The 3,639-nt window shown below is 51.1% G+C and carries 4 protein-coding genes; 1 reads left to right on the top strand and 3 read right to left on the bottom strand.

Annotated elements, in window-relative coordinates; all coding sequences use genetic code 11:
- Positions 1-124 precede the first annotated feature (124 nt).
- The 3 genes from H4J77_RS19180 to H4J77_RS19170 are packed head-to-tail and all read right to left on the bottom strand — an operon-like array spanning position 125 to position 3,369.
- Positions 125-1,855 carry a TniQ family protein gene (locus H4J77_RS19180; RefSeq protein WP_182250034.1) on the bottom strand — a complete coding sequence of 577 codons (1,731 nt, stop codon included), beginning with the start codon at positions 1,853-1,855 and terminating at the stop codon, positions 125-127.
- Positions 1,856-1,864: 9 nt separating this feature from the next.
- Positions 1,865-2,770 (bottom strand): TniB family NTP-binding protein, encoded by a 906-nt coding sequence (locus H4J77_RS19175; RefSeq protein ID WP_182250032.1) that lies wholly within the window; start codon positions 2,768-2,770, stop codon positions 1,865-1,867.
- Positions 2,767-3,369: a Mu transposase C-terminal domain-containing protein gene (locus tag H4J77_RS19170; RefSeq protein WP_182250030.1), complete on the bottom strand. Its 603-nt coding sequence runs from the start codon at positions 3,367-3,369 to the stop codon at positions 2,767-2,769. Before H4J77_RS19170 ends, H4J77_RS19175 begins: the two co-directional genes overlap by 4 nt.
- A gap of 9 nt (positions 3,370-3,378) precedes the next feature.
- On the opposite strand from H4J77_RS19170, the gene H4J77_RS19820 reads away from it, so the two are divergent.
- On the top strand, positions 3,379-3,639 hold a 261-nt coding region (locus H4J77_RS19820; RefSeq protein ID WP_220469442.1), incomplete at its 3' end, for a hypothetical protein.

Here is a 3,639-nt window from a genome sequence, read left to right as displayed (position 1 = left end):
CCTCGGCCAGCCACCTGTTTGACGGCTTCAATTTTGAATTCTTCGGTGTAGCGTGAGTTGCTCATTGGACCTCCTGGGTGCCTTGATTATAAGGCCTGGAGGTGTCTACGAAACTAGGGGCTATTCACGCACTCGTTTGGTGAGCGCCTTCAGCGAGTACGCCTGCCGTCATCAAAGGCTTCATCAGCCAGACTGACTTACTACCCAGCCGTTCCGCCACGTCGGCTGCCACGACATGCGTCGATAAAAATAAGATCAAATCCACTAACGGGATAAGCAACTGAGGTTTTTTGCCGGGTTCGAGTCGTGCACGTAAATAACCGGCTTCAATCCAACCTTTAATCGTTTCGTGCTTCCAGCCTGTAACTTTGGTCAGCTCTGTAATTGTCAGTTCAATTAAACGTGGGCTCTCTCTGCTTGCTCCGATGACAACTGATTCATCGAAGCGAAATGCTGACAGTCCCGGCAACCCTTTGACTCGGCATAGAGGCTCAATCTCTCTAGCGAAAATTCGGGACCAAAGATGATTGGCTTGCCCATGGGAAAAGCGCTTTGCGCTGATGTCTTCCAGGGCCATGCCTTGACTCTGGTCCGTTACTGGACAGCCATCACCCAGCATGGCCAGCAATGCAATGGCCTCACTTTTTCTATAATCGCCTCGAGCAAAAAGAGGACGCTGCCCCTCAGCGACTGCGTGTAGAACACCGGCTTCAATGAGGCGATCTCGAACACGGCGAGTGACACCCAGAATTTTCAGTAGATCTTTGCCATGAACAAAATCTGCTGCTGCCTGCTTATGCGCTTCGACATCCGCCCGTTTAACGAGACAGAACTCATTGACAGCCCCGTTTAAAATCACTCCAGGCAGCTGTCCTGACTTCACTAACGCTGTGATCCTGTCTGGCGAGCTTCTCAGCGTCCTAGCAGCCTCTGCGGCGGTCAGAGAGGACTTAAGACCTAACAGCTCGGCTCCGATCTGCTTCATCTTCCGGTTGATGGGAGCGACAGCGTGCTCAAGGATCGTTCGATATGTTTCCTCTCGGAGAAAGCCATAGGCTTCGCTCGAAAAATCGGTGTTGAGCTCCCTGTACCACGCTCCCAGGTGGGCCATAAAGCGTCCATCAGCTTGTCGGTTGGCGTCCAATACGCGATCCTTAACCCAGGCGGCAAAACGAGGTAGTAAATCGACAGCAAACTCATAACTCGACATGTTGATTTCTAGAGCTCTGCTCCAGGTAATAGGCGCGTTTTTTCTTTGCGCAACGGGTAGAGTCAGGTTCGCTAAGAACAGTACGAACGCATCGATATTCTTGGGCTGAAACCTCAAGCCCTGACACGTTTCGCTATTGCCGCGCACTAGCAAACGAGAAACTAAAAGATCTGAGGCGGGCGCTGCTGTCGTTGGCGCGTTAACGAGATTGAATCCGCAGCGACAATGGGTCACCGATGAACGTTTTAAATTGATGTGCTCGTTACACTCAGGACAAACCGCAAGCAACATGACTTTGTGCTCAGGGCATGCCGTTAACAGCTGGTGGTGCCATGGCTGGCGAATATAGGCAGCCTGGTCAAGGCACTGTGTGCAAACGGGGACGAAGGAGGTACGCAAAAATTGGTTTTCAGACAGCGATCCATTCACCTGCTCATATGCCGCGAGGTTGGTAATGACTGAACCGCAGAGCTCAAACGTATCAGCGATTTCGCTCAGCTCTGAAACCGAATAACTGGCCTTGAATCGCACCTTAGAAGGACGCAGCAAGCTAGACGCAGAGTCGAGAAAGTTTTCCTCTGCGAGCCGAAGAAGGTACCCATTCAAGCTTTCGTCCGAATAAGGTGTCAATTCGAATGCCAACATAGTGAATCCTCAGATTTTCACGCCAGCTTCTAGCATGATGTTCGCGTAGACCGTTGCCATGTGCTCAGTCTCGATCTCATGGGTTGTGTCAAACGGGTTGAACCCAATCAAGCGCCCCATCACTGCATTGTCATAGGCTGCCGTGAACGCCGGATAAAGCGCTTCTCCGGCTGTGCCTGACGCTTGTACTTCCATAAAAATCTTGCTGATCAGGCCAAAGCGGCCAGCGGAAGCTACGTACATACGCTGTGCAAACTCAGGATCTTTCACGTCAAAAGTGCGCCATCCTGTATCCTTCAGATACTCCAAGGCAGCAGCTAAAGCAGCGCGAAAATGTCTGTAATCGTCTCCATGCCAGTCGTAGGGATAGAACTCGAAGGGTCTACGTGAGCGATCTGCAAGCTGCTCGTTAGCGTGAAAAAGACCGCTTAAAGTCGGCAGACCAGCCAAAACGATGCTTGCTTGTGTCTGGTCGAACAAACCTTTAAGAAAATCGGCTGCCGCTCTGACTGTTGTTGAACTGCCCCTTTCGAGCATGTGCTGCGTTTCGTCAAAAATAATCAGACAAGTCCCACGCTTGTTAACCGCTTTAATAAAAGCGTTAGTCGCAGCGACGTGATTGACGAACATACCCGCGCTCATACCGATACTGGCCAAACAGGCATCGGGCAGCGCCCTCCCAGTAAGGTGCTTGGGACTCACAACGTTGATTACGCTCTGCAAACCATTGGGGTTATGCTTGGTAGTATCTTGGATCGCCTGGGCAAGCAGTGTCGTTTTACCCACTCGTGTCGGTCCCATAAGCGGCAATATCTGCGGATCACCGCTTATGGCCCGCGCCGTTACTGCAAGAATTGCAGCCATAGCTGATGCAAACCGCGAGTGAGAGACCAGCTCATCAGCAATACGCGTCATTTCCGCGCCCTTGGAGCTGGCACAAAGTCATCGTCCATATCCTGTACATTAATAGTGGGCTCCACCCTAGGACTGGAAAGCTTCTCAAGCTGGGCCTTCACCTCAGCATCGAACGCTTGCTTGGACTGCTTTCGCCCCGCTTGGTTATTATCTTTAACCTTCCTAGGTCGACGACTATCCTTATGAAAATCGTTGAGCATTGAGGCATAAATGCGCTGATAATCGTGACCCGTCATCTCGCTTGACGACCCCTTATATCTTTTGCGAATTTCTTTGACAATCTCGAAGGAAACGTCCGGAACCCCTAGCATCTTGCAGTGCAACTTGATGAGCTCCCGGGTTAGGGGATTAACGACATAAACTGACCCGCACTGCGATGGGTTAAACAGCACATCTACTTCTTTAAGGAAGCGCTCTCGCGCTAAGGAAGCGAACTCATAACTGTGATATTGGAATCCTTCAAAATCGATTCCATAGTGTTGAACCTTGCGGGTCACCCGATTCTTCTGCAAAACCAGGCGCTGTACCTGAGCCAGCGGGGGTGGGGGCGGCGGCATAAAGCGCTTTAGTTCGGAGTCCATTGCATCTTTGATAGACATTCGGCAGCCGTGCCGAAATCCCAGCTTTTCACAGTCTTCGTGCACGTAGACATCTGCAATGAAACGAACGATCTTTTGATAAATTTCTTCGACAGAGTAGCAGGCTTCTTTTTCCGCTCTTACATGTCGATTTTCGGCCAGCGGGGGACTGTCAGGTTTTTTGTGTTCGGGCTCTTAACGGCCTGCCATCAGGTAGGCCTTCACTTACCAGGTTGGCCTGGTGAAACGATCTTCATACAGGATCGCAAACTGGTTCATAGCGGCTTTCCA

It is taken from the genome of Pseudomonas sp. 5Ae-yellow (assembly GCF_014077575.1).
GTDB classification, from domain to species: Bacteria; Pseudomonadota; Gammaproteobacteria; order Pseudomonadales; family Pseudomonadaceae; genus Halopseudomonas; species Halopseudomonas neustonica.
This window is presented reverse-complemented; position numbering and strand designations above follow the sequence as displayed.

Excerpts from the sequence above, each read along its gene's own strand:
- H4J77_RS19170 (WP_182250030.1), bottom strand. The coding sequence starts at position 3,369 with ATGTCTATCAAAGATGCAATGGACTCCGAACTAAAGCGCTTTATGCCG.
- H4J77_RS19180 (WP_182250034.1), bottom strand. The coding sequence starts at position 1,855 with ATGTTGGCATTCGAATTGACACCTTATTCGGACGAAAGCTTGAATGGG.
- H4J77_RS19175 (WP_182250032.1), bottom strand. The coding sequence starts at position 2,770 with ATGACGCGTATTGCTGATGAGCTGGTCTCTCACTCGCGGTTTGCATCA.